The following is a 26,062-nucleotide window of genomic DNA, read 5'->3' as shown; positions in this document are numbered from 1 at the left end:
TCGCTTGGGGGCTCCTTGGCGACCGTGTGCCAGGCCCTCGGTGGCGGTGGGCGGCGGCGTTCGCCGGCCGAGGCACCAGGTCGGCCGTTGCTCCCGGACGGTGACGACGCAGGTGCTACGCTCACCGGGTGAACCGAATGCACGGAACTACCATCGTCGCCGTCAGCCGAGACGGCGTCACGGCGATCGCAGGAGACGGCCAGGTGACCATGGGCGAGACCATCGTCAAGCGGGGCGCCGTGAAGGTCAGGCCGCTGGCGGACGGCGCCGTGGTTGCCGGGTTCGCCGGGGCGGTCAGCGACGCCTTCACGCTGCTCGAGAAGTTCGAGGGTTACCTGGACCTAAGCAAGGGGAACCTCGTGAAGGCCGCGGTCGAGACGGTCAAAGAGTGGCGCACGGACCGCGCCTTGCGCAACTTGGAAGCGCTCCTCATCGTGGCCGACGACCAGCAGATCCTCACCCTCTCGGGCGTGGGCGACGTCATCGCCCCGGACGAACCGGTGGCCGCAGTGGGGTCCGGCGGGCCCTACGCTCAAGCTGCCGCCATCGCCCTCCTGCGCCATAGCGACCTCCCGGCCCCCGACATCGCTCGGACCGCCCTGCTCATCGCCGCCGAGATCGACATCTACACGAGCGGCAACGCGACTGTCCTCACCGTCGGCGAAACCGAGGCGGAGCCGATCGAGGGCGCCGACCCCGTGTCGTTCCCCTATCCGGAGGAGCCGCGATGACGACGGAGCTGGTCAAGCGGAACGCCGACCTCACGCCCATCGAGATAGTCGCCGAACTCGACCGCCACATCATCGGTCAGGAGAAGGCCAAGCGCATGGTGGCGGTGGCGCTGCGCAACCATTACCGCCGCCGGCGCCTGCCCCTCGAGGTGCAGACCGAGGTCACCCCCAAGAACATCATGCTCATCGGCCCCACGGGCGTGGGCAAGACCGAGATTGCCCGCCGGCTCGCCAAGCTGGCGGGCGCGCCCTTCCTCAAGGTCGAGGCCACGAAGTACACGGAGGTGGGCTACGTCGGGCGGGACGTCGACGGGATAGTGAGGGACCTGGTCCACGCCGCCGCCGCCATGGTGGAACGAGAGCAGAAGGAGGCGGTCATGGGCCGCGCCAGGCAGGCCGCCGAGGAGCGCCTCCTGGACGCCCTCATCCCCGGCGGGTCGAGCGACAGCCGCGAGCGCATGCGGGTGCTGCTGAAGGACGGCAAGCTGGCGGACCGCACCATCGAGATCGAGGTGAAAGACGAGCCAACCGCCACCATGCCCATGCCGGGGATGGAAGAGGCCGGCATCAACCTGCAGGAGATGTTCAAGCGCTTCATGCCAGAGCGCAAGACCCGCCGCAAGACCACGGTGCGCGAGGCCGCGAGGATCTTGGAGAACGAGGAGGCGGACAAGCTCATAGACCACGACTCGGTGGCGAGCGAGGCCGTCGACCGGGCGGAGAACCTCGGCATCGTGTTCATCGACGAGATCGACAAGGTAGCCGGCGGCGAACGCGCCGGCGGGGCCGATATCTCGGGCGAGGGCGTCCAACGCGACCTCCTGCCGATCGTCGAGGGCACGCAGGTGAACACGCGCTACGGGCCGGTGAACACCGACCACATGCTGTTCATCGCCGCCGGCGCCTTCTCCGTCGCGAAGCCCAGCGACCTCATCCCCGAACTGCAGGGCCGCTTCCCCATCCGGGTGGAGCTCGAGGAACTCAGTGCGCTGGACCTGCAGCGCATACTCACGCAACCGCGCTTCGCCCTCACCAAGCAGTACACCGAGCTGCTCGCCGTGGACGGCACCCACCTGCGCTTCGAGGAGAGCGGGATCGTGGCGCTGGCGGAGTTCGCCGAGCGCGTGAACCGGGACGTCGAGGACATCGGCGCGCGCCGCCTGCACACGGTCATCGAGAACGTGCTGGAGGACATCGCCTTCGGTACGGAGCTGGGCGAGGTGGTCATCGATCGGGCCTTGGTCGAGAGGAAGCTCGCCGACATCGTGGAGAACGAGGACCTGAGCCGCTACGTGCTGTAGGCGCACGAACCGGGCATGCAGCGCGCCGGGCGGCTACACGTCCCAGTAGCGCAGCTCCTCCGGGCTCGTGCCCGGCGCGCTGAGCGCTGCGAAGGCGGCAAGTCCATCGCGGTCGGGTGCCTCGAGGTAGTAGCGGAAGTTCGCCAGGTAGCGCTGCACGACGCCGGGCTCGAGCCCGAGCTTGCGCGCCTCTTCGGCCGCCACTTCCGCCAGCCTGCCCAGGCCCAGTTCGCGCGCCGAGCGGAACTCCGCGACCAGCCGCTGGGAGGGGCGGTGGTCGGCGCGCGACGCCCACACTGCGAAGGTGAAAGGCAAGCGCGTCAGGCGGTACCACTCCTCGCCCAGGTCGGTGACCAGCGGCACGGACCCGTTCACGGGCCGCCGCAGGACGGCCTCCCGCAGCGCCGCGTCGCCGATCAACAGCGCGGCGTCGCAGACGGCCAGCATGGCGTCCAGGTCGGGCGCCATGGGCACCAGCCTGGCGCGCATGCCCGCGCCCTCGAGCAGGACGCGCAGGAGCTCCACGCTAGTGGCCGAGTCGGTGGAGACGGCGATGCTCGCGCCGCCGAGTTCCGCGTAGGGTAGTTCGTGGAAGAGCATCACGCTGCGCACGCTGCCCAGCGTGGCGATGGAGAAGTCGGGGAGCGCGCGGAGCTCCTTGCGGCGCCTGATGAACTCGATCGACGAGATGAGCGTCAGGTCGATCCGGCCGTCGGCCAGCGCCGCGTTCAGCTCGCTCGGGACGCCGTAGACGAACTCGACTTCGCACCCTGACTCGTTCCAGGGCTCGAGGCTCCAGTGCAGCGGGGCGACGTTCGTGTAGGAGACGATGCCGAGGCGCTCGGGTCTCACCCCCGCGGCTCCGGCCACCCGTTCACGCGAAGACCTTGAGCTCGTTGTAGAGGGCGTCACGCCTGACCGGCACGCGGCCGGCGGTCCGCACCAGTTGCACCAGGTCCTGCTCGCTCATGCCCAGCTCGGTCACGGCGCCGCTGGCGTGCGCGATCTTCTCGTCCTTGATGGTGCCGTCGATGTCCGAGACTCCCGCCGACAGCGACACCTGTGTGAGTTCGGGCGTGATCATGATCCAGTAGCCCTTGATGTGCGGGAAGTTGTCGAGCATGAGCCGCGCCACCGCGAGGTTGCGCAGGTCGTCCACGCCGGTCGTGTGGCGCGTGCCCAGCTCCTCGGCCAACGGGTTGTTGTCGGGCTGGAACGCCAGCGGCACGAACGAGCGGAAGCCGCCGGTCTCGTCTTGTTGCTGCCTCAGCCGCAACATGTGATCCAGCCGCTCTTCGAGCGTCTCGATGTGCCCGTAGAGCATGGTGGCGTTCGTGGGCAGGCCCAGTTCGTGCGCCGTGCGGTGCACTTCGAGCCAGCCGTCGGCCGAGACCTTGGCGCGCGCTATGCGCTTGCGCACCCGCTCGGCGAAGATCTCCGCCCCCCCGCCCGGCATGGCCACCAGGCCGGCGTCCTTGAGCTGTGACAACACCTCGCGGTAATCGAGCCGCGGGCGCGTGATCTTCGTGAAGTGGTGGATCTCCGCCGCGGTCCAGGCCTTGACCTGCGCGCCCGGGTAACGCTCCGTGAGGCCGCTCACGAGGTCGAGGTAGTAGTCCCACGGCCGCTTGGGGTGGTGGCCCGACGAGATGTGGATCTCGGTCAGGTCCGGGTGCCAGAAGCGGTCGACGTACTCCCATACCTGGGGCAGGTCGTAGTCCCAGACGCCCTCCTCGCCGAGCTTGCGCTGGAAGCCGCAGAACGTGCAGCCCACGTAGCAGACGTTCGTCTGCGACAGGCGCAGGGAGTGAACGAAGTAGGCCTTCTCGCCCACCTTGCGGCGCCTGACCAAGTCGGCGAGGCGCATGAGGCCGGGGACGTCGCGAGTGCGGTAGAGGGCGAGTCCGTCCTCCATGCCGAGGCGACCGCCCGACAGCACGATGTCGTGGATCCGCTCCAGTGCCGGGTCGCGGTAGAGGTCGCTGGTCGCGACCTCCGTGAGTTCCGTGGTGAGGGTTCGACCCGTCATGCCGCGAGTGTAACTCCGCTCGGCCACCGGCTCAGATGTGCAGGGCGCGGCCGTCGACCGCCAGGGCGGCTTCCTTGACGGCCTCGGAGAGTGTCGGGTGGGCGTGGATGGTGCGGGCGATGTCCTCGCTGCTGGCGCCGAAGGTCATGGCGGCCACGGCCTCCGCGATGAGGTCCCCGGCCCTTGGGCCGATTATGTGAACCCCGAGGACGCGGTCGGTGGTGGCGTCGGCCAGGATCTTCACTCGGCCCTGGGTGTACCCGAGGGCCCTGGCGCGCCCGTTGGCCGTGAACGGGAAGGTGCCCTTGCGGTACTCCACGCCGGTCTCCTCGAGTTGCTCCTCGGTCATGCCCACGCTGGCTATCTCCGGCTCGGTGTAGGCCACGCCGGGAACGAGGCCGTAATCGACCTCGGACACGCCCCCCGCCAGTCGTTCCATGAGGGCCACGCCGTCCTCCTCAGCCTTGTGAGCGAGCATGGGGCCCTGGATGAGGTCGCCGATGGCGTAGACCCCCTGGACGTTCGTGCGGAAGCCGCCGTCGACCTTCACGCGGCCGCGCTCGTCGAGCTCGACGCCGAGCCCCTCGAGCCCGAGGTCGGCGGTGGAGGGTTTGCGGCCGACGGCCACCAGCACCTTGTCGGCCTCGACGTCCTCGCGACCCTCGATGCTCACCCTCGCCTTGCGGCCCTTGCCTTTCCCGGTAACGGTTACACCGGTCACGCGGGCGCCCAGTTCGAACGTCATGCCCTGCTGCTTGAAGACCTTCAGGGCCTCGCGGGCGATCTCCGCGTCCATGCCCGGCAGGACGCGGTCCAAGTACTCGATGACCGTCACCTTGGAACCCAACCGCAACCAGACCGAGCCGAGCTCCAGGCCGATGTAGCCGGCGCCGATCACCGCCAGGTGCTCTGGCACGCTGCCCCACTCGAGCGCCTCGGTGCTGCTCACGACCACCTCGCCGTCCACCTCGACGCCAGGCAGGCTCGCACTGATCGAGCCGGTGGCCAGGACCACGTTCTCGGCAACCAGCTCAGTGACCTTCCCGTCACCGTCGGTAACGCTCACCGTGCGGTCGCCGGCCAGCCGGCCCTCGCCCTGGTAGCGCGTGATCCGGTTCTTCTTGAAGAGGTACGCCACGCCGTCGGTGTTCTGCTTGACGACCTTGGCGCGCCGCGCCTGCATGGCGGCGAGATCCAGGCGCACCCCCTCGACGATCACGCCGTGTTCGCTCAGGCTCTCCTGCGCCTCCCGGTAGCGGTGGGTCGACTCCAGGAGCACCTTGCTCGGGATGCAACCCACCCGCACGCAAGTGCCGCCCAGGGCGGCGTCACGCTCGATAACCGCCACGTCGAGGCCCAGTTGCGCGCCGCGGAGGGCGGCCACGTAGCCACCCGGTCCGGCGCCGATGATGACGACGTCGTGCTGCGCCTGGTCGCTCATCTCAGATCTCCAGCAGGATGCGCGCGGGGTTCTCGATGACGTCCTTGATGCGCTTGAGGAACGTGACGGACTCGCGCCCGTCCACCATGCGGTGGTCGTAAGTGAGCGCGACGTACATCATGGGCCTGATCACGACCTGCCCGTCTCGCGCCACGGGGCGCTGCTGGATGGCGTGCATGCCCAGCACGCCCGACTGCGGCGGGTTGACGATCGGGGTCGACATCAGCGACCCGAACACGCCGCCGTTGCTGATGGTGAACGTGCCGCCCTGCAACTCGTCGGGCGTGATCTTGTTGGTGGCGGCGCGCTTGCCGAAATCGGCTATCGCCATCTCCACCTCCGCGAACGACATGCGCTCGGCGTCGCGGAGCACCGGGACGATCAGGCCGCGCGGCGTGGACACCGCCACGCCGATGTCGTAGAAGTTCTTGTAGACGACGTCGGTGCCGCGTATCTCGGCGTTGAGCTGCGGTATGAGGCTCAGCGCGTCGATGGTCGCCTTGACGAAGAACGACATGAACCCGAGGCGCGTGTCGTAGCGCTTCTCGAACGCTTCCTTGTATTCGCTGCGCAGGTTCATGACGCCGGTCATGTCGATCTCGTTGAAGGTGGTGAGCAACGCGGCGTTCTGCTGCGCGGCCACGAGGCGCTCCGCGACGCGGCGGCGCAGGAGGCTCATGGGCCTGATCTCTTCCTGGCGCTCATAGCTGCTCGCGCTCAGAAGTTGCTCGGGTTCGGCGGCCGCTCGCTCGCGCTGCGCCAGGTGTGCCTGGACGTCCTCCTTGAGGAGGCGCCCGCCGGGGCCCGTGGCCGGCACCTCGTCGGCGCTCAGGTCGTTCTCGTCGAGCAGGCGCTGGGCGGCCGGCATGACGCTGGTCGCCTTGACGCCGGCCGGCGCCGCGGGTGCAGGGGCGGCGGCGGTAGGGGCGGCGGCTGGTGGCGCCGGGGCCGTTGGGGCCGGGGCCTGGGCCGGGCCGGACACCGGCTTCGGGGGCACGGTCGGCTGAGCAGCCGCCTTGGCGGCGGTGGCGCCAGCGGCGGCCGTCGTGGGCGCCGCACCGGCCGGCGCGGGTGCGGCTGCCGGCTCGGGCGCCGGCTCGGACGCTGCGGCCGGCGGGTCCGCCTCCTCGCCCGCAGACTCGTCGATGCGGGCGATCACCTCGCCGATGGCGGCGGCATCGCCCTCGTTCTTCAGGGTCTCGATGAGCACGCCGGCCACCGGGGCCGGCAGGTCGAGGGTCGCCTTGTCGGTCTCCAGCTCGACCACCGGCTCGTCAGCGGCCACGTAGTCTCCGGGCTTCTTCAGCCACGAGCCGATGTAGACCTCGCTGATGGACTCGCCAGCCGCGGGCACTTTAACGTCGGTTGCCATTCACGTCTCCTCTGCCGGCGACCGCGGCCGCCCCGTTCTTACTTAGCGTCATCCCTCGAAGGCCTGGCGCAGGAGTTCCGCCTGCTCCAGCTTATGGGCCTCGCCCGAGCCGGTCGCCGGGCTGGCCGACGCGGCGCGGTAGACGCCGCTCAGGGGCCGCGCTCCGATCTTGCCGCCGAACCTGATCGACAGGTAATGCCAGGCGCCGTTGTTCTCGGGCTCTTCTTGTACCCAGACGACCGGCGCCGCCTCGGGAAAGCCGTTCAACGCCGCCGTCAGGTGCTCGCTCTGGAGTGGGTAGAGCTGCTCCAGGCGCACGATGGCGACGTCTTCGGCGCCCCTCTCCTCGCGCTCGGCGAGGAGATCGTAATAGATCTTGCCGCTCGTCAACAGGATCTTGCTGACTGCGCCAGGGTCGACCCGGTCGTCGCCGATCACGCGCTGGAACCGCCCCGTCTCGAACTCCGCCAGGTCGCTGGTGGCGTGCGGGTGGCGCAGCAGGCTCTTCGGGGCCATCACGATCAGGGGCTTGCGGTAAGGCCTCAGCACCTGACGCCGCAGCAAGTGGAAGATCTGTGCCGGGGTCGTGGGGTAGACGACCTGCATGTTGTCCTCGGCGCAGAGCTGCAAGAAGCGCTCGAGCCGGGCGCTGGAGTGTTCCGGCCCCTGACCCTCGAAGCCGTGCGGCAGCAGCATCACCAGGCCCGACAGGCGCGACCACTTCTCCTCGGCGCTGGCGATGAACTGGTCGATGATCACCTGAGCGGCGTTCACGAAGTCACCGAACTGAGCCTCCCAGAGCACGAGCCCATCCGGCGCGTCGAGGCTATAGCCGTACTCGAAGCCCAACACGCCGGCTTCCGAGAGGGGCGAGTTATGGATCTCGAACAGTCCGGGCGCCGATTCCACGCTCGACATGGGCACGTACTCGTGGCCGTCCCCCGTATCGTGGAACACGGCGTGGCGGTGGCTGAAGGTCCCGCGCTCGACGTCCTGACCGCTGAACCGCACCTTGACGCCGTTGGCCACGAGGCTCGCGAAGGCCAGGGCTTCGCCCGCTGCCCAGTCGAGGGGCGTCTCGCCCTCGGCCATGGACGCCCGCACCTTAAGCTGCCGGGCGATCTTGGAGTTGAGGTTGAACTCCTCCGGCACGACGGTGAGAGCGGCAAGCCAGCGCTTGGCGTCGGAGGCAGCGATACCGGTCTCGGCCTCCGGGGTGCCCTGGTCGTCGCCGCCCCGGTACTCGCTCCACACGCCCTGAAGCGTCGAGTACTCGAGTTTGAAGTCGTCGCTACGAGCGGCCGACAGCTCGTTCTCGAGGTGGGCGCGGCGGTCGTCGGCGATCTGCTCGGCGTCGCCCTCCGTCACCTCGCCCAACTCCAGCAGGTGGCTCAAGTACGACTCGCGCACACCCTGACGGCGGCGGATCTTCTCGTACATCACGGGCTGCGTGAAGGCCGGCTCGTCCGCCTCGTTGTGACCGAAGCGCCGGTAGGCGTACATGTCCACGACCACGTCTCGCCTGAACTCGTGACGGAAGTCCATGGCGAGCTCGATGACCTGCGCCACGGCCTCGGGGTCCTCGCCGTTGACGTGGAAGATGGGGCTCTGGAGCATCTTGGCTACGTCCGAGGCGTAGGTCGTGCTGCGGCCCTGCCGCGGCCCGGTCGTGAACCCGACCTGATTGTTGGTGATCACGTGGAGCGTGCCGCCCACGCGGTAGCCCAACAGGCCACTGAGGTTGAGCGTCTCCTGGACGATGCCCTCCCCCATGAAGGCGGCGTCGCCGTGGATCAGGATGGGGAGCACGCTCTCGCGCTTGGCGTCGCCCAGGCGGTCCTGCTTGGCGCGAGTGCGCCCGAGCACGACCGTGTTGACGAACTCGAGGTGCGACGGGTTGAAGGTCAGCGACAGGTGCAGGCTCTTGCCCCCCGAGGTCATCCTGTCGTTGGAGAACCCGAGGTGATACTTCACGTCGCCCTTCCCCAGATAGAGTTCGGGGTCCGCGTCGTCGAACTCGCGGAAGATGGTGCGCGGGTTCTTCCCGAGCACGTTGGCCAGCACGTTGAGGCGCCCTCGGTGTGCCATTCCCAGCACCACCTCGCGCACGCCTTGCTCGCCGGCCTTCTCCAACGCAAGATCGAGCAGCGGGATGAGGGTCTCGCTGCCCTCTAGGGAGAAGCTCTTGGCGCCCACGTACTTCTTCTGGAGGAACTCCTCGAAGATCGTGGCGTCCGTCAGCTTGGTGAGGATGCGCAGCTGCTCGTCTCGCGACAGGGCGAGGCGGTTGCGACTCGCTTCCATGCGGCGCTGCAGCCACACGCGGACCTCGAGCGAGTCGATGTGCATGAACTGCGCCCCGATGCTGCGGCAGTAGGTGGCCTGAAGGCCGTCGATCACCTCGCGCACCGTCGAGGCGCCCGGGAAGGTGTTGGCGAGGACCGGGCGCTCCATGTCGGCGTCGGTCAGGCCGTAGTAGGTGGGATCGAGTTCCGGGGCCTCGAACGGTTCGCGGCCCAGTGGGCTGAGGTTGGCGAAGCGGTGGCCACGAACGCGGTAGTTCCGCACCAGACGATCGAGCTTCTGCTGCAGCAGGGCGGCGGCCATCTCGGCCTCGCCCAGCCGGGCCGTCGAGTGGCCGCTGGGTGGGTTGAACAGGCTGTGAGGCTCGAAGCTGGGCCCGAGGGCGGGCCGTGCGCCCGGCGTGGGGGCGGGTTGGGCTGCGAAGTACTCACGCCACTCGTCCGGCACGGCAGACGGCTCCTCGAGGTAACGGAGGTAGAGTTCCTCCAGGTACTCGAGGCTGGAACTGTTGAAGGGCTCGGTTACGGTGCTGGCATCCATTAAGCTAGACCTCACGACCTGAATCGTTCCCGGCGCAAGCGGCCGCACGCCACGATCCGAGCTCCTCTGCGGCTGACTCGTGCAGGCTCCGAGGAGAAAGGGCGAACGGCCTCGATTGCGGTGGGCGCGCCGGGGGCGCCACCGTCGTCAGCCTCAAGTTGTATCACGAGGGCGGCCGGTATTTGGCCTCGGGGTGCACCTTCGAGGCCGTGTGCACGCTCGGGCGGAACGGGCTAGATTCTTGGGCATGGCCGAGCGCAGGAACGTCGACATGATCTGCTTGGGAGAGGCGCTCATCGACCTCGTCGCAGAGGGGCACGGCGTGCCACTCTCGGACGCCGAACGCTTCTTGAGGGCGGCCGGCGGCGCGCCGGCGAACGTGGCCGTCGGCGCCGCTCGCTTGGGGGCTTCCGTGGGCTTCGTCGGCAAGGTCGGAGCCGATCCGTTCGGCGACCACCTGGTCGCCACCCTGGCGGGTGCGGGCGTCGACACCAGCCACACGCTTCAGGACCCCGAACACCTTACGGGCCTCGCCTTCGTAAGCCTGCTGACCGGCGGAGAGCGCGAGTTCCTCTTCTACCGCAACCCCTCGGCCGATCAACGCCTCGAGGCCTCGGAACTCGACGAGGGCTACATCGCGAGCGCCAGGCTGCTTCACATAGGCACCCTCACGCTCGCCGTGGAGCCTGCTCGGGAAGCGACGCTACACGCAGTGAGCGTGGCCGGCGCAGCCGGCGTGCTGCGCTCGTTGGACGTGAACCTACGTCAGGCCGCCTGGCCGACGGCGGAGGCGGCGCGTGCCTCCGCACTTGCCGCGATCGCCGCTGCTGAGATCGTCAAGGTGAGCGAGGAAGAGCTCGAGTTCCTGACGGGCGGCACTGGGCGCAAGGCGGCTTCCAAGCTCTTGCACGACGCGCTCGAGTTGCTGGTCGTGACGCTCGGGTCCGCAGGCGTCACCTATTACCTCAGGGGCGCTTCCGGGAAGGTGTCGGGGACGGTGCCCGGGTTCGAGGTGGCGGCGGTCGATGCAACGGGCGCCGGTGACGCGTTCGTGGCCGGCATGCTCACGGGCCTGCTGGAAGCTCCGGCCGCCTTGAAGGATCCCCTCGCCCTCGAACCCGTGCTCCGCCGGGCGAACGCCTGCGGCGCCATCGCGACCACGCGCCTAGGGGCCATCCCGGCCCTGCCCGATGCCCTCGAGGTCGACGCATTCATGTCCGTGCGCGGCCGCTGACCTCGGGCGGGGCGCTCATGGTAGATAGAGGACGTGACCGACGTCCCCATGGAATCACCGTCTCTCGGCGAGCCGCAGCTCGAGGACCTGGAGGCCGCCAGGGTCCGGCTGGCGGACGCAGTGCGCCACACGCCACTCCTGCCGCTCGTCCTGGAGGGCAGCGCTTTCCCCGTCTTCGTCAAACCGGAGAACCTGCAGGCGGTGGGGTCGTTCAAGATCCGCGGGGCCACGAACTTCTTGGCCTCGTTACCCGAGGAGGTCAGGGCCCGCGGGGTCGTTGCGCAGTCGAGCGGCAACCACGCGCAGGGGGTGGCGGCCGCGGCCAAGCATTTCGGTGTGAAAGCCACCATCGTGATCCCCGAGGGCGCGCCGGCCGTCAAGGTGGGCAACACCCGCGAACTCGGTGCGACCGTGGTTCGTTGCGAGAACACGCAGGAAGCGCGCGAATCCACGGCGGCCGCCATTGCGGAGAGAGATGGCTCCACCATCGTCCCGCCGTACGATCATCCCTGGATAGTCGCGGGCCAGGGCACGGTGGGGCTCGAGATAGTCGCCGACCTGCCCGAAGTGAAGAACGTAATCGTGCCCATTGGTGGCGGTGGCCTGGCGTCGGGAGTGTCGCTGGCGATCAGGTCGTTGGCGCCCGGGGCGCAGGTCATTGGGGTGGAACCGGCTCTTGCCGCCGACGCCAAGGAGTCGTTGGAGGCGGGGGAACTGCGCGGCTGGAGCGCGGAGAAGGTCACACGCACCATCGCGGACGGCGTGCGCACGCAGCGCATAGGCGAACTGAACTTCACGATGCTGTCTCGCTACCTCGCCGGCGTGGTCACGGTGGACGAGACCGCAATCGCCGACGAGGTGCGCTTCTACGCGACCAAGGCGCACCTGGTGGTCGAGCCGACGGGAGCCATCTCGCTCGCAGCGCTGAGGCGGCTGCTCGTCGAGGGTGCCGTCGACGGCATCGCGCTCGTCCCCGGCCCCACCGTGGTCATCGCATCGGGAGGCAACGTCGACCCCGGCAAGCTGGGCGACTACCTCGCCGCCAAGGTCGAGTGACCACCGGCACGGTGCGGCCGCTTTGCTAGCGGCGCCGCGGCGGACTATCCTCTTCTCGTGACCGCGCTCGCCGTTCTGGTACTACTACTGTTCTTCATCTTGCTGGCCCTGTCGTTGACGGCGTGGGCGGCTCTCAGCATGAGCACCAAGCGCAGGCGCGCGCTGGCGGAATCGACCACCGAGCCCCATGCCAACGCGGGCCGCCGCGTTCCGGCGGCGACAGTCAAGGACGTCCGGACAGGCGCCACGAGGGTTGCCCGAACGGCCGCTCCCGGGCCCCAGGTACCCGAGGCGCCCAGCACGCAGCCACGGGTGCGGGTGGTGGCCAGCTCCGGCGCCGGCGGTCGGGACGCACAGGGCACAGCGGTAAGCCCCGAGCAGAGGCGCATCATCAGGGACCCCGCCGAGTTGCCGTGGCTCAAGCCGCCCGGCGGCCACGAGCCCGCCTCCGACGAACCGGGCCGGGCCAAGGCGGCGAAGGCGGACCGCGGCGAGACGGACCGCGGCCAGCGCAAGGGACGCTCACCGCGCGTAGTGGCAACAGACGCCGAGCCGCAACGCGAAAACGGGAGCGGGCAGGCGGCGGAGCAGGGGCGAGCGACGGTCAGCTTGGGTAGCGTCGAGAGGGACGCGTTCGACCGCTTCCTGGACGCCGAGCGGCGGCGCGACTAGGCCGCCGGACGGCAGCTCCTTCGACGGCGCCGAGAAAGGGCGCGGCGGCCCCATCGGCCTGCCGCGCCCCCTAAGTTCCAGTGAGCTCCGTGACCTACGAGCGGCCTGGCGTCACGTCACCCGATCAGGCGCGGGCCCCCGCCATCTCCTTCAGCCTGTCGTAGGCGGCCTGCGCGCGCTGGCGGAGCTGGGAGTTGTCGGCCTTGCCCTGCATCATCAGATGCATGTTCATGTGCTGGTCGACGTCGCCGAAGATCGAGTTGAGCACGTCCACCTCGTCACCCGGCCGCAACGTGGAATCGCCACGGAACATGTGCGTGTATGTGTGCTCGAACTGGGAATCGTCGATAGTTCCGGCGAGGTAGCTCTCGAGCACTTCGAAATAGGGGCGCAGGTCGGAGCCCTGCGCGGCACTGGGGGGCGCCACGGGCCGGCCCACCGCCACCTTCTCGAAGCCGCTGGCTATGGCCTCCGGCGTGATGTCCCAGTTGTCGGCATCGAACACGGGGCGCCCATCCTCGAAGAGGATCACCTGCGGCGACTCGTGCACGATGCCCGTGCGCTCGGCCACGAGGTTGCTGGCGGCCCTGGCCTCGACCACCCGGATGACGCCGCACATGAGGTCCTCGCGGTCCTCGAGTCGTTCCTGTACGAACCCGAAGCCCTGCATGGTCTTGTGGCACGTGCCGGCCTTGTAGATCACGCTCGTGGGGTAGCGGTCGATGAAGGCCTCGACGGCCTCCGGAGTGTTGAGTAGAACGATCCTGTCTTTCAGCATCTCGCCTCCAAGGTTGGTGGTTACGAGTCTATCCAAGCCGGGGCGCGAGGCGGTGTCTCGTAGGTACCCAACCGCCGTGTCGTGGGTACCCGACCGTTCGGAGCCCCCGCGCTCCTTGGCCACCCGAAGAACCGCATCGAACTGATCACCGGCGGCGTTCGGAGCCCCCGCGCGCCTTGGCCACCCCGCTCGCTCGTTGACAGCCTTCCCGCTCGTCGACCACCTGCCTGCTCGCGCGAGTCATCTCATAAGTAGATCGTACCGGGGTTGGGGTCGCGTTGACCGCCCCGTGAGCGCCTGATAGACTCCTTGTTGCCCTGACGCCCCGCCAGTGCCGGGTCGTCTTCGCTTCCTTGGAGAGGTGTCCGAGTGGTTTAAGGAGCGCGCCTGGAAAGCGCGTGTGTGGGGCAACTTGCACCGAGAGTTCGAATCTCTCCCTCTCCGCCAACGGTTCCCAGCCTTGCCCGAGCCCGGCGCCCGCCGCGGCTCCAGCCCGTGGCGCCCGGTGGTAAGCTCGCCGCGTGCCCGCCCAGAACTCCGCCCCCATCGGTGTGTTCGACTCGGGCGTCGGCGGCCTGACGGTGCTACGCGCCTTGCGGCAAGCCCTACCCAACGAGTCCTTCGTCTACCTGGGCGACACGGCCCGCCTGCCGTACGGCTCCAAGCCGCTAGAGATGGTCAGGGGCTTCGCCGAAGGGGTCGTCGCCGAACTCGTGAGCCGCGGTGTCAAGGGCGTGGTGGTGGCGTGCAACACCGCGTCGGCCGCCGCCTTACCGGCCCTGGGGGACCGGTCGCCGGTGCCCCTTTGGGGCGTCGTCGAACCCGGGGTGAGCGCGGCGTTGCGCGTTGCCGGGAGCGGCAGGGTCGGCGTGCTGGGCACCGTCGCCACGGTGGGGGCGCGCGTGTACCAGGACCGCCTCGAGGCGGCCGGCGCCAGCACCTGGTCGCGGGCCTGTCCACTGTTCGTTCCCATCGTCGAGGAGGGTCTGGCGGACGGGCCGGGCTCGGAGATCGCGCAGCTCGTGGCGTCTCACTACCTGCGAGACCGCCCGGAGCTGGACGCCATCATCCTCGGCTGCACCCATTATCCGGCCCTGAAGAACGTGCTTCGGCGCGTGGTGGGCGCCGCTCTTCCCCTGATCGACTCGGCGGACGAGGTGGCGGCCGTGGTGGCCCGTGACGTGGCCACGTTCGGCCTCGGGGCAACGGGAGCCCTGCCGGGCAGCGTGCACTACCTGGTCACGGGTGACGTGGGCACGTTCTTGCACGGGGCGCAGGCGTTCGGTGTTCCCGTAGGAACGTCGGAGCAACTCGACGTCACGCGCCTCACCGGCTTGCGGGCGGCGGCGAGTCGAGCGGGCGGATGAGGGGGCCGACATGGCCGCCGTGAGGCGAGAGGGGCGCGCCGCCGATGAGTTGCGCCCCGTCAAGGTCGAGCTGGGCTTCAACCCGCACGCGGAGGGTTCCTCCCTCGTCACGTGGGGCAAGACCGTGGTGTTGGCGACGGTCACCATCGAGTCCAAACTGCCTCCTCACATGCGCGGCGGCGGCAACAAGTCGGGCTGGCTGACCGCCGAATACGCGCTCCTCCCGCGCAGCACCACCGAACGCGTGCCACGTGAGCGGCTCTACGCCTCCGGCCGCACGCAGGAGATCCAGCGCCTGATGGGGCGGGCGCTGCGCAGCACGGTGGACCTCGAACTGTTCCGCGGCAAGACCATCACCGTCGACGCCGACGTCCTGGTGGCCGACGGCGGCACGCGCTGCGCGGCCATCCTGGCGGGTTACGCGGCGCTGCACCAAGCGGCCGACAGGCTCGTGTACAAGGGCGACCTTGCAGAGTGGCCCCTTAAACACGAGCTTGCCGCCGTGAGCGTCGGCGTGGTCGACGGCGAGGCCCGCGTGGACCTCGATTACGCCGAGGACGCGGCCGCCGTCCTCGACCTGAACGTCGTGGCCAGTGGGACTGGCGACGTCCTAGAGGTGCAGGGCGGCAGCGAGGGTACCCCCGTGTCGGCGGAACGCTACGTGGGGCTCGTCGGGGCCGGGGTGGCCGCGGTAGAGACGCTGCTTGCCCAGGTGCGAGGGCAGCTCAAGTGACGCATAGGCTGGTGGTCGCGACCCTCAACCCAGGGAAGTTGCGGGAGTTCCAGGACGCGCTGGCCGGCGCCGACTTCGAACTCGTGTCCGCGCCCGACGTGGGGGTCACCAGCTTTCCGCCCGAGACGGGCGCGAGTTACGAGGAGAACGCGCTGATCAAGGCCGGGCACGTGGCCGTGGCCTCCGGCCTGCCGGCACTGGCCGATGATTCCGGGCTCGAGGTCGATGCCCTAGGCGGCGCGCCCGGCGTCTACACGGCCCGCTTCGGCGGCCCGGGGTTGACGGACGGCGAGCGGATGGCGCACCTCCTGAGGAAGCTGCGGAACACCCCAGCCGAGCAGCGCACCGCGCACTTCATTGCCGTCATCGTCCTGGCCACCCCCGCCGGCGCCGTGCAGGCCTTTCAGGGCGAGAGCATGGGCACCATCTTGCAGGGGCCTCGCGGGATGGACGGTTTCGGCTACGACCCCATCTTCTTCAGCCCCGAGCTGGGCAAGAGCTTCGCCGAGGCCTCGACCGCGGAGAAGCGCCGGGTGAGCCACCGCGGGCGGGCGCTGGCGGCCTTCGCCGCATGGGCAGCCAGCGACGGCGGCAACGAGGTGCTGAGCGACACCGTGGTGCGCTCGGTCGAGACGGACTGACGAACCTCAGACCTGGACGGTCACCCTGGCGCCGTCGCCCAGCAGGTGGACGGAGTCGGTGAAGCGGATCAGGCGGGAGCGGTAACCCATGGTGATGCTGTGGGTGCGCGCGCCGTTCTTGAAGAACTTGACTCCTCGCAGGAGGTCCCCGTCGGTGATGCCGCTGGCGCTGAACACGATGTCGTGCCCTGGCGCCAGGTCCTCGGTGCGGTAGACGCGCTCCTCGTTCGCCCCCGCGGCCTCGAGGCGGCGGCGCTCGTCGTCGTTGCGCGGCCTGAACCGGCCGTGGATCTCTCCCCCGAGGCACTTCAGCGCCGCTGCCGCCAGCACACCCTCGGGCGCGCCGCCCGTGCCCATCACGGCGTGCACGCCGGTCCCGCGCACCGCGGCCGCGAGTGCCGCGATCACGTCGCCGTCACCGATCAGTTTTACTCGCGCTCCGGCTTCGCGGACCTCGCGCACCAACTGCTCGTGGCGCGGCCGGTCGAGGATGACTACCGTGAGGTCGTCGACCGCCCGGTCGAGGGAGAGCGCCACCCCGCGCAGGTTGGCCGCGACCGGCCAGGTCAGGTCGACCTTGCCCTTCGCCGGTGGGCCGACGATCAACTTCTCCATGTAGGTGTCCGGCGCCTGGAACAACCCGCCGCGCTCCGACATCGCGATCACCGCTACGGAGTTGTTGATCATGCGCGCCGTGATGTTCGTACCCTCGACGGGGTCCACGGCGATGTCGACGGGCCAGTCGCCCTCGCCGGCCCTGCCGACCCTCTCACCGATGTAGAGCATGGGCGCCTCGTCACGCTCGCCCTCGCCGATGACTATCTTCCCGTCTATCGGTAACTCGTTCAGCACTTCGCGCATGGCGTCTACGCCGGCCTGGTCCACCAGGTCGGGGTCGCCCTTGCCGGCCACGCGGCTGGCGGCGATGGCCGCCTGCTCCGTCACCCTGACCGCATCGAACACGAGGACCGCCTCGAGCCCGCCCGACCGGACGCCCGACAGCTCCTTGGGCCTGGACTCCTCGCTCCCACGGGTGTTGGCGGCGGACTTGGCGGCGGCGTTACCGGGACTGGACTTGGGCATGTTCTTACTATGCAACCATCCGCGCCTCTCGGTGCCCCGTTGTACCGCCCAGGCGGTGTAACGACGGCCGGTTCGCGGAGCGCAGGGGGCAGCCGGTGCGGGAAACGCAGGGGCAGCCGGTTCGCGGAGTTCAGGGGGCGACCGGTGCGGGGAACGCAGGGGGAAGCCGGATCGCGGAGATCAGGGGGCGGCCGGGGTCAGGTCGCCCGAGCGGTACTCGAAGCCCTCCGGTGCGGGTGGCAGCACGAACTTGGACATCGGGTTGGCGTCGTGGTCGGGCACGCCGAGGGCCTGGAGCATGGTCGAGACCCAGCTTACCGAGCGGTTGTAGTGGCGCCCCAGGTCGGAGTGCGACTCCTGCGCCGTGATGCCCCAGAGGTTCGTGTAAGTCCCGTTTATCCGGACGTTCACGTCGTCATCGGCCAGAACGTTAGGGTCCAAGGAGAAGAGCCTGAACGCGGTCCGAACCTCCAGCCCGTAGATGACGTTGGCGGGCACCACGTCGTTGATGTTCGCCCTGTCCTTCTGGCCCGGAATACTCAGGGTGCCGCACGGGTCGCCCTGATCGAGGGGGAACGGGATGGTCCAGGGGCCGTCCACGAACGCCTCCTTCACGTACTGCTTGTGCTTGTTCCACCACATCCAGCAGATGCCGTCGAGGGCCACGAACGAGTCGAACGTCACGTCAAGGTTGTTCGTGGCGAGCAGCGACGCCCACACGGTGCCGTGGGAGTGGCCCACCAGCACGACGCGCGTCGGGTCTTCCGTGCCGTCGATCCATTCGGACTTGACCTCGTCCAGGTACGCCTGTGCCTGCAGGTAACCGGGTTCGACCTTCTTGCTGATGGAACTGTAGTGGCTGGTGACGAACGACGACACGCCGAAGACCTCGATGTGCTCGAAGCCCAACCGTTCGTATGCCCTCTTGATACCGTCCACCACCGCAACGCCGCCGGTGGCGTCGCTAGCGTGGTCGAGGTACGACCAGGTGCTGCGCGTGTCGCAGACGAGGCCGCAGTGGCCCGAGAACGCGATTATCACCAGGTCGGGGGCGTCGGCCGGCCGCTTATGCAGCGCCGTCGGCTGCGCGCTGCTCGGCGCGTAGTCGGGGTCCGCTGCTTGCCGGCCGCTCAGGCTGGAGCGCGCCGCACCGGCCCGGGCCAGTTCGTCTCCGCTGGCAGCGGGCGCGCAGCCGGCAAGCAAGGCGGCGGCTACCAAGAGGACGACCGAGGTGATGGTCTTGAGCATGAGACTCAGAGGTTACTTCGTCCGGAGCCCCGCCTGGTGCCCGGCCGCTACGAGCTCACCGCCGCCGCTCGGCGAGCTTGTCCGCGACGCTGCCCAGGCTCACGCCGCGCTCCGTCAGGAGCACGCACAGGTGGAACAGCAGGTCGGCGCTCTCCGCCACCAGGTCGTGGTCATCCGCCTGCAGGGCCGCCACCACCGTCTCGCCGGCCTCCTCGACCACCTTCTGCGCCACGTAACCGAGCCCGCGCTCGTGAAGCCTTCGCACGTAGGAACCCTCGGGGAGCGTCTCGAGGCGTTCCTGGATCACGAGTTGTAGGGCCTCCAGCGCAGCACCGAGCTCGGCGCCTTGCCCGCCGCCCGCCCAAGCGGGCGAGCCGTCGACGACCCGGTAGAAGCAGCTGCGCTCGCCCGTGTGACAGGCCGGTCCCCGCTCGTCGACGAGGTATAGGAGCGCGTCGGCGTCGCAGTCGTAGCGCACTTCGAGGACGCTCTGCGTGTTACCGCTCGTGGCGCCCTTGCGCCACACCTCGGCCCGGGAGCGGCTGAAGTAATGCGCCTCGCCCGTCTCGAGGGTGAGCCTCACGGCCTCGCGATCAGCGTAGGCGAGCATGAGAACGGCCCGGTCCTTCGAAGACTGCGCCACCACGGGCACCAGCCCGTTGGCGTCGAACGCGATCTCGGTCACGCCGCCACCTCGCGCATGGGCAGCCCTGCTGCTGCGCACACGCGCTTCACCTGGGCCACGCTCACCTCGCCGCGGTGGAAGATGCCCGCGGCCAACGCGGCGTCGACCCCAGTCAACAGCGCGTCCCGCATGTCCTCGGCACTGCCGGCGCCGCCGGAAGCCACTACCGGCACGTCCACGGCCGCTCGCAGGGCCCTCAGGGCACCCAGGTCGTAGCCCGACTTCATGCCGTCCCCGTCTATGCTGTTGAGCACGATCTCTCCCGCGCCCAGCTCCTGGCCACGTTCGGCCCACGCCAGCAAGTCGAGGCCCGTCGCGTGACGTCCACCTGCAACGTAGACCTCCCAGGCCCCCTCGCCACGCTGTTTTACGTCTATCGACAGCACGACGGCCTGCGCCCCGAAGTGGTCCGAGGCCTCGCGGATGAGTTCCGGCCGCGCCACGGCAGCCGAGTTGATGGAGACCTTGTCGGCGCCGGCGAGGGTGAGCGCCCGCGCGCCCGCCAGGTCGCGCACCCCGCCGCCTATGGTGAGCGGCATGAAGCAGCGCTCCGCCACCTTTACCGCCACGTCCAGGATGGCGCCCCGGCCCTCGCTGGTTGCCGTGATGTCGTACATGACGAGTTCATCCGCGCCCTGGTCGTTGTAGTGCATGGCGAGAGCGACCGGGTCGCCGACGTCGGCGAGTTCACCTAGCTCCGCGCGGCCGAACTGTCGTCCGCGGGTGACGCGGCCGGCGTGCACGTCGAGGCAGGGGATGATCCGTTTGGCGAGCATGTGGACGAGTGTAGCCTCCCGGGGCCTCAGGTGCGCGTCAGCTCGGAGAGGAGTTCGACGTGGTGCGTTTGCGGGTAGAAGTCGAAGGGCACGAAGCGCGTGAGGGTGAAGCCGAGGCCCTCCAACTCCACCACGTCGCGGGCCCAGGTGGCCGCGTCGCAACTGACGTAGAGCAGCCGGCTGGCACCGGAGACCGCCACGGCGGAACGGACGCCTTTCGAGAGCCCGGCCCGCGGTGGGTCGACCACTACTAGTTCCGCGGTTTCCGGGATGACCGCCTCCCGCGCGTCGAGGCGCACGAACTCGACGTTGCCCAGACCCAGACGCTCGGCGTCACGTTTGCCGCGCTCCACGGCGCTCCTGTCGATCTCGATCGCCGTAACCAGCGAGAAGCCGGGCGCCAGGTGGAACGCGATCGCGCCCGAGCCGGCGTAAAGCTCGGCCGCGCGTCCGCCGCTTCCGGCCCAGCGTGCCAGCTCCTGGTAGAGCCTGCCGGCCGCGGCCGGGTTGGGCTGTGCGAAGCTCGTGGCGTTCACCGTCAGGGAAACGTTCCCGTACTCTTGGAGGATGGTTCGGGCGCCGGCCAGGCGCTCGGCGCCCGAACGGAAGCGACCGCGCGGGTCGAAGGGCGCGTACATCACGCCGGTCACGCCGCCCTTCACCAAGGCGTGAGCGAGGTCGAGTAGGGCGCGAGACGCCGCGCTGGAGACTATCGCCACCAGCGCCTCGCCCGCGTCGTTGGCCCTGATCACCAGCTCGTGCGCGCCCGCCACACGGTTGGCGCCCGACCCCAGGGCAAGCTGCCATGCTGCCCGCACGGCCGGCGTGGCCACCGGGTCCTCGCCGAGGACGACCACTTCCCTGGTAGCGGGCAGGCGATACCCGAGGCCCTCCGGCGAGGCGGCCGGCTGAACGCTGCTCCGGTAGCTCCACTCGTTCGGGGCCGGCACCACGCCCGTCACGTCCTCGGGCGCGAGGCGCGGCGAGGCGCGGTCTCCGGCCAGCGCCCGCGCGCGGGAGAGGGCGTCGGCGACTACAGCGCGCTTCTCCGCCAACTGCCGCTCGTACGTCATGAACGAGTAGTCGAGGCCGGGGTGCTCACTGGCCGGCACTCGGTCGGGGCTCGCAACCAGCACCTCGACGGCCTCGCCGAGCAGCACCCCCCGCTCGGTGCGCACGTCGGCGCGCACCGTCTCGCCCGGTACCGCGGCCCTGACGAGGGCCACAGCCCCCGACTCGGTGCGGCACAGGGCCGCCCCGCCGTGCACCATCCGCTCCGCGCTCACCACCATGCTGGTCGCTTGCCTGTTCGTCGTGGGTCTCGCGCGCGCCGTGGCCACGTGTGGCAGCTTACCTGCACGAACCTCGCAAAGGACCGGCTGTTATACTGCCGCCATGAGGCGCTCGCTACAAGAAGTCGTGGAGTTGGTCGTGTTCGGCCTGGTCGCGCTGTTGATCGGTACCGGGCTGCTGTGGCTGGTCGGTTGGATCTTGTCACTCGGTGGCCTGCTGCTCAAGGCCATCGCCGGGCTCCTCTGGCTCCTGCTCCGCTTCGTCGTTCCCGTCGCCATCGTCGCGGGCCTCGTTTACTTCATCGTCAAGGCCCTACAGGACCGTGAGTCCGGCAAGGCCGGTGCCGCGCCCGCGAGCAGCGCCCAATCCGCAACTTCGGCCGCTCCGGCTAAGGCCCCGGCGCCGGCGCCCGTGACCGGCGCCGCAATGGCCGGAACGGCCGCTGCCGGCACTTCTGCTCCCGCTACGCCCGTGGCGACTCCTCCCGCTGCCTCCCCGGCTTCGACCGAGCCGGCCGCGGCCGTCGACGACGAGGCGGAGCGGCCCAGTGCCGCCGCGCCCGACGCATCTGAATCAGAGGCTCCCGAAGCCGCGTCGGAGCCGGGCGACGAGCCCGCAGAAGACGACGCCTGAGGCAATACTCCGCCAAACCCCGTCGGCTGCTGCTAGCTGCTCCCATCGCATTACTGCTTTTCAGCGTGGTCCTGACCGTCTACGCCACCGATTCTGTGCACCCTGACACCGCCGCCGTACCGCCCGAGAACTATGCCGAGGCCATAGCGGACGGCAGTCGCCTTTACGCCCAGAACTGCGCCGTTTGCCACGGCAAGACCGGTGGCGGCATCGAGGAGGCGCGCCTTTCCTTCCCGCCGGGCGAGAGGCGCTGCACCCGCTGCCACCGGCCGTCGAACCGTGTCGTCCAACCGTTATCGGAACCGCTGGTAGACAACGACATGTTCTCGCTGGGCACACCGCCTGCGCTCCACGCTTCGCCTGAGCGGCCTCAGCCGCTTGCGAGCACCGCCTCGGCCATCGCCCTGTGGGCGTACCTGAGCGCGACCATGCCTCGCTACGAGCCCGGCAGGCAGTCGCAGGAGGAGTACTGGCTCCTCACGGCATTCCTGCTCGACATGAACGGCAGGACGGCCGAGGCACAAGTGGCTTTAGCGCACTTGGGCGCCTCCGGCCTACCCTAGGCGCCTGAGGCCGGAGCGCTCACTGCGAGCGCGGGTCGAGCACGTCGCGGAAGGCGTCGCCTAGCAAGTTCCAGGCGAGCACGAACAGCAAGATGATGATCCCGGGCCAGAACGAGACGTACCAGAAGTAGAAGGGCTTGCCCGGCGGGCCCAAGATCCAGTCGCGCGCGAACGAGATCATCTGGCCCCAATCGGCGTAACCGATCTCGGCGCCCAGGCCCAGGAACGACAGCGCCGCGGCGGTCAGCACCACCGAACCGATGTCGAGGCTGGCCACGATGACTATGGGCCCGACGGCGTTCGGCAGCACGTGGCGCCCGATGATACCGAACGTGCGGCGGCCGAGCGCGCGAGCGGCAGCCACGTACTCCTCCTCCTTCACGCGCAGCACCTCGCCGCGCATGAGCCGCGCGTAGGAGGGCCAGGCGGTCACGGCGATGGCGAGCATGATGTTCTCGATCGACTTGCCGAGCACCATGACGACCACGAGCGCGACCACCAGGCTGGGCAGCGAGATGACCACGTCGGTGAAGCGCATGACGATGTTGTCGAAGAGTCCGCCGAGGTAACCCGACAGGGCCCCGACGATCATGCCCACGAGGAAGGCGATGCCAACGACGATGAGGCCGACCTTGAACGCCGTCCTGGTGCCCCACACGAGCCCGTAGAAGATGTCGTAGCCGCCACTCGTAGTGCCGAGCACGGTCCCCGTCGAGGCCGCGTCGGCCGGCTGGGTGCTGTAGCCCACGCGCGCGATGGTGAAACAGGACTTGGGCGGGTTGAAGATCGCTTTCCAGAACGCCCCTTTCGTGGGGTTCCGGTAATCGTGCTGCGTGCTGGCGGTCAGTTCGAGGTCGCGCAAACAGCTTCGCGGCAACTCCGTGAGGACGGGCGCGAAAACGGCCAGGAGCACGAACATGGAGAGCAGTACCAGCCCCACTATGGCGAGGGGGTTACGGCGGAAGCGCTTCCAGGACTTGCCGCGCCTCCCGGCTTCCGCAGACTGTACGGCCGCTTCGGCGGCCTCGATGTCGGCGTTGGTTCTGTCGCTCACGTCACTCGTACCTGATGCGCGGGTCGACGATGCCGTAGAGGATGTCGACGAGAAGGTTGGCGAAAACTACCATCATCGCCGTGAAGACCGCAAACCCGAGGACGGAGGCGTAATCGAGGTTGACTGCGGCCGCGGCGGCCCACTGACCAAGCCCGGGATAGTTGAAGATGGTTTCGGTGATGACCACGCCGTTGATGAGGCCTATGAGCACGAAGCCCGAGAGCGTGATTACCGGTATGAGGGCGTTGCGCCTGGCATGCTTGCGCGTCACGACGCGTTCGGGCAGCCCTTTCGCGCGCGCGGTCCGCACGTAGTCGCGCCCCAGGGCGTCGAGCAAGGAAGAGCGCATGACGCGCATTATCTGGGCGCTCTGAACCACCGACAGCGTCACGATGGGCAAGACCATGTGCCTGAGCGCGTCCCAGAAGACGTCCCACCGCCAGTTCAGGATGGCGTCGAGCAGCATCATGCGCGTGTAAACGGTGAAACCGGAGTTGACGCCGGCCAACGACACCTGCGTGGCCGTAGACACCCTGCCGGGTTGGAACCACCCCAACCAACCGTAGAAGATCACCAGCAGCCAGATACCCAGCACGAACGTCGGCAACGACCAACCCACGATCGACATTACACGCGTGAGTTGGTCGATAGGTTTGTCGCGGTTGAGCGCAGCGGCAGTGCCCATCACTATGCCCACGCCCAGCACGGGGATGATGGCGAAGATCGCCAGCTCGAGGGTGACGGGGAAGCGCTTCTTCAAGGTCGTGAGCACGGGCTCGCGAGCGGTGCGGGAATAGCCCAGGTTACCTTTGAATACTTGACCGATCCAGCGCCCGTACTGCATGTACCAAGGGTCCTTTAGTCCGTACTGAACGATGATGGAGTCGATGTTCTTTATCTGCTGTTCCGACTGCACATAGGCCGCGGCCCGCTGGTAGGGCGTCAGGAGTTGCATGAGCAGCACGATGGCGAGCGTGACGCCGACGAACACTACCGGCAGTAGCAGCAAGCGTCTAACGATGAATACGAACAAGATAGGGTTCTCTCTTCGCGCTTCGAGATCGCCGTGAATCGGCCGCCGGCACCGCGAACCTAGGGCAGTACATCCGGGCCAAAGCGAAAGGCGTCAAGGCCTCGGGGGCCGGAACCTTGACTGGTTCCGGCCCCCGAAACAGGCGACTCAGTTCTTGGAAAGGGCCTTCCAGAGGAACTTGTCGGAGTACATGGTGTTGTAGTACACGCCGTCGAGGTTCGAACGGACGACCAAGAACGCGTTCTGGATCGGCACCGCGATGAGCGGGGCCTCGTCGTAATGCAGCGGCCCGATGCCGCGGTAGAGGAAGCCGCGCGCCTCGGGGTCCACCAGCTTGTCGGCCTGGTCGATGATGGCCTGGATCTCGGGCACGTTGATGCTCGTGCGGGCCGAGTAGAAGCCGTCGTTATCGTAGAAGGTGTTGATGAAGTTGCTCGGGTCGGCGTAGTCAGCGGCCCAGCCGAGTGCGAACATGGGCGCCTTCTTCTCGGCGGTGCGGGAGAGGTAGTCGGCCCACGGCAGACCGCGAACGTTCATCTTGAACTTCGGGTTGATGAACTCGAGGTTGTCCTTGATGAGTTCCAACGCAGTCTGGCGGATGGTGTTGCCGGAGTTGTAGAGCGCGGTGAACTCGAAGCCCTTGTCCCAGACGGCGCCATCGAACGCTGCGCGGAAGAACTGCGCCGCGGCCTCGAGGTCGAGGGTGCGAACGGCCACGTTCGGGTTGTAGCCGAGGAAGCTGGGGGGCAGGCCCATGGTGATGACGACGCCATTACCCTGGTAGACCTGGTCGACGAACCCCTGCTGGTCGAACAGTTGGGCGAAGCCACGGCGCACGTTCAAGTCGGCGAAGAAGTCGCTGGGGATGCCCTTGCCGTCGAGCTGGCCGGTACCAACGTCTTCGTTGGCGTCGGTATTGATGTCGAAGTTGAAGAAGACGGACGTCACGCTGGCCGGTACCCAGTTCGGATCGCGCAGGACGGACACGCCGGGCGCGCCTTCGACTTGCGTGACGGCGGAGTTCTCGTTGAGCGTGATGCGGTCGGCGTCGCCCTGCTGGATGGCGAGGATACGCGTCGACTGCTCGTCTACGTAGCGGTACACGACGTGCGCGAGGGCGGGTGCGCCACCCCAGTAGTCCTCGAAGGCGTCGGCGATGACGCTGTCATCGTTCCACTCGACCAGCTTGTAAGCGCCGGTGCCGCTGGTGTGCTTGTGGAGGAACTCGGCGGTCAGGTCACGGCCGACCCAGCTCTCCCAGGTGGCCTGCGTGCCGTCCCAGGCGCCGCCCGCGATGGCGTACTGCGAGTCGATGATGCTGAAGGCGGTGTAGGTGAGGATGGGGATGAGCGCCGGGGTCTGGTTGACCAGGTTGACGGTGGCCGTGAGGCCCTCGGGGCCGTCGGGGCACGTGACGATGTTGTCGATCATGTCCCAGGTGACTTCTTTGAGGAAGGCCTCGGGGTCGGAGCCGTCGGTGGAGGTCCCTAGCCAG

24 protein-coding genes and 1 tRNA gene (1 of these 25 cut by a window edge) are annotated in these 26,062 nt (G+C 68.6%); 11 read left to right on the top strand and 14 right to left on the bottom strand.

Annotation, left to right across the window (positions count from 1 at the left end):
• Positions 1-137: 137 nt before the first annotated feature.
• A complete protein-coding gene (hslV, locus tag ROY82_03095; GenBank protein MDT3681453.1) occupies positions 138-731 on the top strand; it encodes an ATP-dependent protease subunit HslV in 594 nt (197 codons plus the stop codon).
• Positions 728-2,032, top strand: coding sequence for an ATP-dependent protease ATPase subunit HslU (gene hslU, locus ROY82_03090; GenBank protein ID MDT3681452.1), 1,305 nt, complete (start codon positions 728-730; stop codon positions 2,030-2,032). The genes hslV and hslU overlap by 4 nt, the downstream gene beginning before the upstream one ends.
• Positions 2,033-2,065: 33 nt before the next feature.
• Here the strand turns inward: hslU and ROY82_03085 are convergent, their stop codons facing one another.
• Genes ROY82_03085 through ROY82_03065 form a run of 5 tightly spaced genes read right to left on the bottom strand, consistent with a single transcriptional unit; the run spans position 2,066 to position 9,733 of the window.
• Entirely contained in the window at positions 2,066-2,884 is an 819-nt protein-coding gene (locus tag ROY82_03085) for a menaquinone biosynthesis protein (protein ID MDT3681451.1), read from the bottom strand.
• A 22-nt stretch (positions 2,885-2,906) separates the two neighbouring features.
• On the bottom strand, positions 2,907-4,061 hold the full coding sequence (mqnE, locus tag ROY82_03080) for an aminofutalosine synthase MqnE (GenBank protein ID MDT3681450.1): 1,155 nt from the start codon (positions 4,059-4,061) through the stop codon (positions 2,907-2,909).
• 31 nt (positions 4,062-4,092) lie between these two features.
• Positions 4,093-5,502 (bottom strand): dihydrolipoyl dehydrogenase, encoded by a 1,410-nt coding sequence (lpdA, locus tag ROY82_03075; GenBank protein MDT3681449.1) that lies wholly within the window; start codon positions 5,500-5,502, stop codon positions 4,093-4,095.
• Between the two features lies 1 nt (position 5,503).
• Positions 5,504-6,874 (bottom strand): 2-oxoglutarate dehydrogenase complex dihydrolipoyllysine-residue succinyltransferase, encoded by a 1,371-nt coding sequence (gene odhB, locus ROY82_03070; GenBank protein ID MDT3681448.1) that lies wholly within the window; start codon positions 6,872-6,874, stop codon positions 5,504-5,506.
• A 48-nt stretch (positions 6,875-6,922) separates the two neighbouring features.
• Positions 6,923-9,733, bottom strand: a complete 2,811-nt coding sequence (locus ROY82_03065) for a 2-oxoglutarate dehydrogenase E1 component (GenBank protein MDT3681447.1) — start codon at positions 9,731-9,733, stop codon at positions 6,923-6,925.
• 232 nt (positions 9,734-9,965) lie between these two features.
• On the opposite strand from ROY82_03065, the gene ROY82_03060 reads away from it, so the two are divergent.
• From ROY82_03060 to ROY82_03050, 3 genes are read left to right on the top strand one after another with little or no spacing between them, the layout of a single operon-like run.
• Positions 9,966-10,952: a PfkB family carbohydrate kinase gene (locus tag ROY82_03060; protein ID MDT3681446.1), complete on the top strand. Its 987-nt coding sequence runs from the start codon at positions 9,966-9,968 to the stop codon at positions 10,950-10,952.
• A gap of 33 nt (positions 10,953-10,985) precedes the next feature.
• A complete protein-coding gene (locus tag ROY82_03055) occupies positions 10,986-12,008 on the top strand; it encodes a threonine/serine dehydratase (protein MDT3681445.1) in 1,023 nt (340 codons plus the stop codon).
• A 57-nt stretch (positions 12,009-12,065) separates the two neighbouring features.
• Positions 12,066-12,680 (top strand): hypothetical protein, encoded by a 615-nt coding sequence (locus ROY82_03050; GenBank protein ID MDT3681444.1) that lies wholly within the window; start codon positions 12,066-12,068, stop codon positions 12,678-12,680.
• Between the two features lie 124 nt (positions 12,681-12,804).
• Here the strand turns inward: ROY82_03050 and ROY82_03045 are convergent, their stop codons facing one another.
• On the bottom strand, positions 12,805-13,458 hold the full coding sequence (locus ROY82_03045) for a DUF2847 family protein (GenBank protein MDT3681443.1): 654 nt from the start codon (positions 13,456-13,458) through the stop codon (positions 12,805-12,807).
• 355 nt (positions 13,459-13,813) lie between these two features.
• Here ROY82_03045 and ROY82_03040 point away from each other — a divergent pair.
• The 4 genes from ROY82_03040 (at position 13,814) to rdgB (ending at position 16,199) form a co-directional block, all read left to right on the top strand.
• Positions 13,814-13,905, top strand: a tRNA-Ser gene (locus ROY82_03040).
• Between the two features lie 74 nt (positions 13,906-13,979).
• Complete coding sequence (gene murI / locus ROY82_03035) at positions 13,980-14,825, top strand: glutamate racemase (GenBank protein ID MDT3681442.1); 846 nt, start codon at positions 13,980-13,982, stop codon at positions 14,823-14,825.
• Between the two features lie 10 nt (positions 14,826-14,835).
• The gene (gene rph, locus ROY82_03030; protein ID MDT3681441.1) at positions 14,836-15,558 is read left to right on the top strand and encodes a ribonuclease PH; all 723 of its coding nucleotides are present in this window, start codon (positions 14,836-14,838) and stop codon (positions 15,556-15,558) included.
• The gene (gene rdgB, locus ROY82_03025; protein ID MDT3681440.1) at positions 15,555-16,199 is read left to right on the top strand and encodes an RdgB/HAM1 family non-canonical purine NTP pyrophosphatase; all 645 of its coding nucleotides are present in this window, start codon (positions 15,555-15,557) and stop codon (positions 16,197-16,199) included. Before rph ends, rdgB begins: the two co-directional genes overlap by 4 nt.
• 6 nt (positions 16,200-16,205) lie before the next feature.
• Here rdgB and glpX read toward each other — a convergent pair whose 3' ends face one another.
• From glpX to ROY82_03000, 5 genes are all read right to left on the bottom strand, one after another.
• Positions 16,206-17,282 carry a class II fructose-bisphosphatase gene (glpX, locus tag ROY82_03020; protein ID MDT3681439.1) on the bottom strand — a complete coding sequence of 359 codons (1,077 nt, stop codon included), beginning with the start codon at positions 17,280-17,282 and terminating at the stop codon, positions 16,206-16,208.
• A gap of 180 nt (positions 17,283-17,462) precedes the next feature.
• Positions 17,463-18,530: a hypothetical protein gene (locus ROY82_03015; protein ID MDT3681438.1), complete on the bottom strand. Its 1,068-nt coding sequence runs from the start codon at positions 18,528-18,530 to the stop codon at positions 17,463-17,465.
• 55 nt (positions 18,531-18,585) lie between these two features.
• A complete protein-coding gene (gene hisIE / locus ROY82_03010) occupies positions 18,586-19,215 on the bottom strand; it encodes a bifunctional phosphoribosyl-AMP cyclohydrolase/phosphoribosyl-ATP diphosphatase HisIE (protein MDT3681437.1) in 630 nt (209 codons plus the stop codon).
• On the bottom strand, positions 19,212-19,991 hold the full coding sequence (hisF, locus tag ROY82_03005) for an imidazole glycerol phosphate synthase subunit HisF (protein ID MDT3681436.1): 780 nt from the start codon (positions 19,989-19,991) through the stop codon (positions 19,212-19,214). The genes hisIE and hisF overlap by 4 nt, the downstream gene beginning before the upstream one ends.
• A 26-nt stretch (positions 19,992-20,017) precedes the next feature.
• Positions 20,018-21,331 carry a hypothetical protein gene (locus tag ROY82_03000; GenBank protein MDT3681435.1) on the bottom strand — a complete coding sequence of 438 codons (1,314 nt, stop codon included), beginning with the start codon at positions 21,329-21,331 and terminating at the stop codon, positions 20,018-20,020.
• A gap of 55 nt (positions 21,332-21,386) precedes the next feature.
• Here ROY82_03000 and ROY82_02995 point away from each other — a divergent pair, with 55 nt between their 5' ends.
• Entirely contained in the window at positions 21,387-21,917 is a 531-nt protein-coding gene (locus ROY82_02995; protein ID MDT3681434.1) for a hypothetical protein, read from the top strand.
• Positions 21,918-22,012: 95 nt separating this feature from the next.
• Positions 22,013-22,480, top strand: coding sequence for a cytochrome c (locus ROY82_02990; GenBank protein ID MDT3681433.1), 468 nt, complete (start codon positions 22,013-22,015; stop codon positions 22,478-22,480).
• 19 nt (positions 22,481-22,499) lie between these two features.
• Here ROY82_02990 and ROY82_02985 read toward each other — a convergent pair whose 3' ends face one another.
• The 3 genes from ROY82_02985 to ROY82_02975 all read right to left on the bottom strand — a co-directional run.
• Positions 22,500-23,534, bottom strand: a complete 1,035-nt coding sequence (locus tag ROY82_02985; protein ID MDT3681432.1) for an ABC transporter permease — start codon at positions 23,532-23,534, stop codon at positions 22,500-22,502.
• Position 23,535: 1 nt separating this feature from the next.
• Entirely contained in the window at positions 23,536-24,567 is a 1,032-nt protein-coding gene (locus ROY82_02980) for an ABC transporter permease (protein MDT3681431.1), read from the bottom strand.
• A 147-nt stretch (positions 24,568-24,714) separates the two neighbouring features.
• Positions 24,715-26,062: the 3' portion of an ABC transporter substrate-binding protein gene (locus ROY82_02975; GenBank protein MDT3681430.1), read on the bottom strand. It continues 398 nt past the right edge of the window; 1,348 of the gene's 1,746 nt are visible here — the last part of the coding sequence; its start codon lies off the right edge, out of view; it ends in the stop codon at positions 24,715-24,717.

This window comes from Truepera sp., assembly GCA_032027045.1.
Taxonomy (GTDB): Bacteria; Deinococcota; Deinococci; order Deinococcales; family Trueperaceae; genus JAAYYF01.
Note: the sequence above shows the minus strand (reverse complement) of the source record. Positions and strands in the feature narration are given on the sequence as shown.

What these genes read in the sequence shown, in the direction of transcription:
- odhB (MDT3681448.1), bottom strand. Translation starts at nt 6,874, where the DNA reads ATGGCAACCGACGTTAAAGTGCCCGCGGCTGGCGAGTCCATCAGCGAG.
- ROY82_03060 (MDT3681446.1), top strand. Translation starts at nt 9,966, where the DNA reads ATGGCCGAGCGCAGGAACGTCGACATGATCTGCTTGGGAGAGGCGCTC.
- mqnE (MDT3681450.1), bottom strand. Translation starts at nt 4,061, where the DNA reads ATGACGGGTCGAACCCTCACCACGGAACTCACGGAGGTCGCGACCAGC.
- ROY82_03045 (MDT3681443.1), bottom strand. Translation starts at nt 13,458, where the DNA reads ATGCTGAAAGACAGGATCGTTCTACTCAACACTCCGGAGGCCGTCGAG.
- glpX (MDT3681439.1), bottom strand. Translation starts at nt 17,282, where the DNA reads ATGCCCAAGTCCAGTCCCGGTAACGCCGCCGCCAAGTCCGCCGCCAAC.
- ROY82_03015 (MDT3681438.1), bottom strand. Translation starts at nt 18,530, where the DNA reads ATGCTCAAGACCATCACCTCGGTCGTCCTCTTGGTAGCCGCCGCCTTG.
- lpdA (MDT3681449.1), bottom strand. Translation starts at nt 5,502, where the DNA reads ATGAGCGACCAGGCGCAGCACGACGTCGTCATCATCGGCGCCGGACCG.
- hslU (MDT3681452.1), top strand. Translation starts at nt 728, where the DNA reads ATGACGACGGAGCTGGTCAAGCGGAACGCCGACCTCACGCCCATCGAG.
- hisF (MDT3681436.1), bottom strand. Translation starts at nt 19,991, where the DNA reads ATGCTCGCCAAACGGATCATCCCCTGCCTCGACGTGCACGCCGGCCGC.
- hslV (MDT3681453.1), top strand. Translation starts at nt 138, where the DNA reads ATGCACGGAACTACCATCGTCGCCGTCAGCCGAGACGGCGTCACGGCG.
- ROY82_02995 (MDT3681434.1), top strand. Translation starts at nt 21,387, where the DNA reads ATGAGGCGCTCGCTACAAGAAGTCGTGGAGTTGGTCGTGTTCGGCCTG.
- rph (MDT3681441.1), top strand. Translation starts at nt 14,836, where the DNA reads ATGGCCGCCGTGAGGCGAGAGGGGCGCGCCGCCGATGAGTTGCGCCCC.